Source organism: Phytoactinopolyspora endophytica (assembly GCF_004138495.1).
GTDB lineage: Bacteria > Actinomycetota > Actinomycetes > Jiangellales > Jiangellaceae > Phytoactinopolyspora > Phytoactinopolyspora endophytica.
Genome location: NZ_ML142882.1, coordinates 24,124 through 27,215, shown reverse-complemented (window position 1 = coordinate 27,215; position 3,092 = coordinate 24,124). Strand labels below are relative to the sequence as shown.

Here is a 3,092-nt window from a genome sequence, read left to right as displayed (position 1 = left end):
TCTGGTGGTCCGGCCGGCCGGAGCCTGAGCTTCCACGGCCGCGCCGGGCAGGCTTGCTCGTCGCGGCGCTCTTCTTCGGCGCTTTGACGTTCGCGGTGCTCACCGGTTGGTGGAGGTTCGGCGCGATGGGTGACGAGATAGGCGCCGTCGCAAGCGTCTTCGCCGCCGGCGTCGGAGTCCTCGGCACCCTTTCCATCGCCGACCGGGCACGAGTCACCTTCCGCGAAGCGCTCCGCCGCCACTTCCGGCCGCCGCCTACCGCCGGTCCCCCGTCATCCTGATCACCCAGGCGCTGTGAACCCTGCCGGCTATCAGGAACTGGCGGCACATCCCGGCGCGCTGACCGGCTCGACGGCGGGCGTGCCGACGGTCGGCATGCCCAGCAGGACGCCATTCTGCCCGGAGGCGGCATCAGGCGCGTGCGCGCTCTCGTAGGCGTCACCCGCGCGGGTTCGCCGCACGTCATAACGGCCGCCCCGCAACGCCGAGTCGGACACCAGGTAATGCGGGGCTGCCCTGGTCACCTCCACGGTCACGATGTCGCCCGGCCGCGGATGCGGGTGCTTATTCCTCGGGTCCTCGACCTCGGGGACGGCGAAGTGGACGAGACGGTTGTCGCGTGCCCGGCCGGACAGCCGTTGTGTCTGCTCGTCCTTGCGTCCCTCGCCGTCGGCGACGAGTACCTCGACCTCGCGCCCCACCAACGCGCCCGACTCATCCCAGGCGACCTCATCGACCAGCTGAGCGAGCCGCTGATACCGCTCGCGGACCACCTCGGGCGGCACCTGGTCCGCCATGTCGGCGGCCGGAGTGCCGGGGCGCTTGGAGTACTGGAAGGTGAATGCGGATGCGAACCTGGCCTCGCGGACCACGTGCAATGTCTGCTCGAAGTCGTCCTCGGTCTCACCCGGGAATCCGACGATGATGTCGGTCGTGATCGCCGCGTCGGGCATCGCCTCGCGTACTCGCTCGACCAGATCCAGATAGCGCCGCTGCCGGTACGAACGGCGCATCGCCTTGAGCACCTGGTCCGAGCCGGACTGCAGCGGCATGTGCAGCTGCGGCATCACGGTGGGCGTCTCGGCCATAGCGGCGATGACATCGTCGGTGAAGTCCCGTGGATGCGGACTGGTGAAACGGACCCGCTCCAGCCCTTCCACCGCGCCGGCCGCGCGCAGCAGCTTGCCGAATGCGTACCGGTCACCGAACTCGACCCCGTACGCGTTGACGTTCTGCCCGAGCAGTGTCACCTCGATGACGCCGTCGGCGACGAGCGCCTCCACCTCGGCCAGCACATCGCCGGGACGGCGGTCCTTCTCCCGGCCGCGCAATGCCGGCACGATGCAGAACGTGCAGGTGTTGTTGCAGCCGACGCTGACCGCGACCCACGCCGAATATGGGCTCTCCCGCCGTGACGGCAGCGACGAGGGGAAAACCTCCAGCGCCTCGACGATCTCGACCTGTGCCTCCTGCTCGACGCGTGCCCGCTCCAGCAGCACCGGCAACGAGCCGACGTTGTGCGTACCGAAGACGACGTCCACCCACGGCGCCCGCCGGACGATCTCGTCCCGGTCCTTCTGCGCCAGGCACCCGCCGACGGCGATCTGCATGCCCGGGCGCGACGCTTTCACCGACGCCAGATGGCCCAGGTTGCCGTACAACTTGTTGTCCGCGTTCTCCCGGACGGCGCACGTGTTGAGCACGACGACGTCGGCCGCGGAGCCGACATCGCCGGCGTTCGCGTAGCCTGCGTCGTCGAGCAACCCGGCCAGCCGCTCGGAGTCATGGACGTTCATCTGGCACCCGTAGGTGCGGACCTGGTAAGTACGTGCGCTCATGTCGAGATCCAGGTTACGCCACATACCCCCAACGTCCGAAGATGAGTCGTAGCCTGACCGTAACCACGAAAATCGTGCATCAGCCCAGTCAAGATAGATAGGTTTTCCTGCATGACCGCGAGTGAGGACATCACCACTACCGCCACGCCGACACTCGCCCAGGTCGGCGAGCCCTTGGTGGAGCTGCATCAGGTCAACAAGTACTTCGGCGACCTCCACGTGCTCCAGAACATCGACCTCTCGGTCGCACGAGGCGAGGTGGTGGTGGTCATCGGACCATCGGGATCCGGGAAGTCGACGCTGTGCCGGACCATCAACCGGTTGGAGACCATCGACTCCGGCACCATCACACTCGACGGTCAGCCGTTGCCGGCCGAAGGTCGTGGGCTCGCTCGGCTGCGCGCCGACGTAGGCATGGTCTTCCAGGCCTTCAACCTCTTCGCCCACAAGAGTGTGCTGGAGAATGTGACGCTCGGCCCCATGAAGGTCCGCGGCCTGCGCAAGTCGGAGGGACGGGAGGAGGCCATGCGGTTGTTGGAGCGCGTTGGAGTCGCGAACCAAGCCAGCAAGATCCCCGCCGAGCTCTCCGGAGGCCAGCAGCAGCGAGTCGCGATCGCACGTGCGCTGGCCATGAGTCCGAAAGTCATGCTGTTCGACGAGCCGACGTCAGCCCTTGATCCGGAGATGATCAACGAGGTGCTCGATGTCATGACCGCGCTCGCCAAGGAGGGAATGACCATGGTCGTGGTGACACACGAGATGGGATTCGCCAGACGGGCCGCGAACCGCGTGATATTCATGGATGCTGGCCTGATCGTCGAGGAAGCCACCCCCGAGGAGTTCTTCACCGATGCGAAGAGCGATCGCGCGAAGGACTTCCTGAGCAAGATTCTTAGTCACTGACACTCACCTGTAAGGAGAAGTATCCATGCGCCTACGACGCTCCCTCTTCGCTGTGGCCTCGGTCACCGCAGCGCTCGTCCTCGCCTCATGTGGTGGCGACGACGAAGATGACACGACGACCGAGAGCAACGGTGACGAAGCCGAGGAGAACGGCGACGAAGGCGGCGGCGACGGTGACAGCATCACCATCGGCATCAAGTTCGACCAGCCTGGCCTCGGCCTCCGCGAAGGCGACGATTACACCGGGTTCGACGTTGATGTCGCAACGTACGTCGCTGGGGAGCTCGGATATTCCGAAGATCAGATCGAGTGGCTCGAGGCGCCAACGCCAGAGCGGGAAAACCTGCTGGA

General features: G+C 66.2%; 2 protein-coding genes and 2 pseudogenes. 3 read left to right on the top strand and 1 reads right to left on the bottom strand.

Going from position 1 to position 3,092, the window contains the following annotated elements:
* Nucleotides 1-281: pseudogene (locus ELR45_RS36230) on the top strand (hypothetical protein); the annotation flags it as partial.
* A 30-nt stretch (nucleotides 282-311) separates the two neighbouring features.
* On the opposite strand, the gene miaB reads toward ELR45_RS36230, so the two are convergent.
* The gene (miaB, locus tag ELR45_RS33565; RefSeq protein WP_129670165.1) at nucleotides 312-1,838 is read right to left on the bottom strand and encodes a tRNA (N6-isopentenyl adenosine(37)-C2)-methylthiotransferase MiaB; all 1,527 of its coding nucleotides are present in this window, start codon (nucleotides 1,836-1,838) and stop codon (nucleotides 312-314) included.
* Nucleotides 1,839-1,949: 111 nt separating this feature from the next.
* On the opposite strand from miaB, the gene ELR45_RS33560 reads away from it, so the two are divergent.
* Nucleotides 1,950-2,741: an amino acid ABC transporter ATP-binding protein gene (locus tag ELR45_RS33560; protein WP_129670164.1), complete on the top strand. Its 792-nt coding sequence runs from the start codon at nucleotides 1,950-1,952 to the stop codon at nucleotides 2,739-2,741.
* Nucleotides 2,742-2,766: 25 nt separating this feature from the next.
* Nucleotides 2,767-3,092 (top strand): annotated as a pseudogene (locus ELR45_RS40065) (ABC transporter substrate-binding protein); the annotation flags it as partial.

Bases quoted from the DNA above. Each gene is read 5' to 3' on its own strand.
- miaB (WP_129670165.1), bottom strand. From the start codon at position 1,838: ATGAGCGCACGTACTTACCAGGTCCGCACCTACGGGTGCCAGATGAAC.
- ELR45_RS33560 (WP_129670164.1), top strand. From the start codon at position 1,950: ATGACCGCGAGTGAGGACATCACCACTACCGCCACGCCGACACTCGCC.